Source organism: Shewanella sp. 11B5 (genome assembly GCF_002836795.1).
Lineage (GTDB): Bacteria > Pseudomonadota > Gammaproteobacteria > Enterobacterales > Shewanellaceae > Shewanella > Shewanella frigidimarina.
On record NZ_PJAP01000061.1, the window covers coordinates 1 to 1405 of the forward strand.

The window sequence follows — 1405 nt, forward strand, 5'->3', positions numbered from 1 at the left end:
TTTCCCCGTCGATAAAAGGTTACGTTGCTCTACGTTTTCAACTAAAAGAACCAATGTAGTTTCTCCCCCTAAAACCTGAACAAACTCGTCACCTTTTGGATGCTTTTCCCACTCACTAAAACCAGAATAATGAGCAATGTATATTCCACCGTCTCGATATTCAGATAATAGCGCAAAAGCATTTTTCGCTTGTTCATTAGTGGTTTCTGGCGTTCTATCTTTCAGAAACTCAACTCGTGAAAATTGATCGTTTATTGTGATTGCTACAGATTTCGACACTTGTTTGATCCTTGTTCTACATAACGTTTAGTGATTGCGTTATTGATTTATCCTACATTTGCTATCTTATTGATGTAAGGCGATTAAATCATCTTAACTTTTCAAGAAGCCAACACAGCCTTAAAAACATGATTAGCCAATAGAAATCCCAAGCTGAGTCACTACAATTACAGTCAACAACTTAACATAATGAACTATCAAACATCAGCATGATGAAAAAGATGCACTCGAGCGTATCAGTTGCTGTGCTTATCAACTAGTGAGCCTCGCTTTGATGTGGTATTAACAGAATTTATCATCGTTTGATATTCAAAACGTGCAGTCTTCATTGTCGCGCTAATTGCTTTAAGTGCATGGGAAATCAATATTAGCTCCAAGCTAGAAACAACTTTAGTCGGCGGCTTAAACAATTGATGCTCAGCTCAGCCCTTGTAGCTTTAAACCGACCATAGTAAATTAACTGCTCATTCTAGACTTTTGTTACACTAAATAACGGTATAGAAATATTTTTACCATTAATGTCACTATCAATTTCTTTTTTGTGCTCTAAGCTTAAACCTGTATTTCACTTTGCTGATATAGTCAGTATTTGTGTTAGTCAGCTACTATAATGACAGGGCCGTGTAACGTTACGCACTCTTTATGCCCTCTCTATACTATGCCACTCTTTTAAATGTAGAAGGATTGCTTTGCCTATGAACGTTGAATTCATCAACCCATTTCTTGTGTCTTTAATCAATGTTATCTCAACCATGGCAACCATGGATCTTAAGCCAGGTAAACCACAATTAAAAAACCATGACCTTGCAAAAGGTGACGTATCAGGCTTGATTGGTATGGTAGGACCTAAAACTCGTGGCTCATTGTCGATTACCTTCGAGCAACCGCTTATTCTTGAAATTATGAATAAAATGCTTGGTGAAAAGCCTGAGTTTATTAATGATGAGGTGACTGATTTAGTCGGTGAAATTACGAATATGGTGACTGGCGGCGCTAAAAACTTACTCAGTGAAAAAGGTTACGACTTTGATATGGCGACACCGGCTGTTGTATCTGGTAAAAACCATACTATTTCTCATAAAGCGCGTGGTAAAAAAATCATGATGCCTTTTAGCCACGAATTCGG

2 protein-coding genes are annotated in these 1405 nt (G+C 37.6%); one reads left to right on the forward strand and one right to left on the reverse strand.

The features are described from left to right. A partial coding sequence (locus tag CXF78_RS00495) for a cupin domain-containing protein (RefSeq protein ID WP_102035685.1) occupies window positions 1–279 on the reverse strand: 279 nt, incomplete at its 3' end. Window positions 280–974: 695 nt separating this feature from the next. Here CXF78_RS00495 and CXF78_RS00500 point away from each other — a divergent pair. Next, on the forward strand, window positions 975–1405 hold a 431-nt coding region (locus CXF78_RS00500), incomplete at its 3' end, for a chemotaxis protein CheX (protein WP_102035686.1).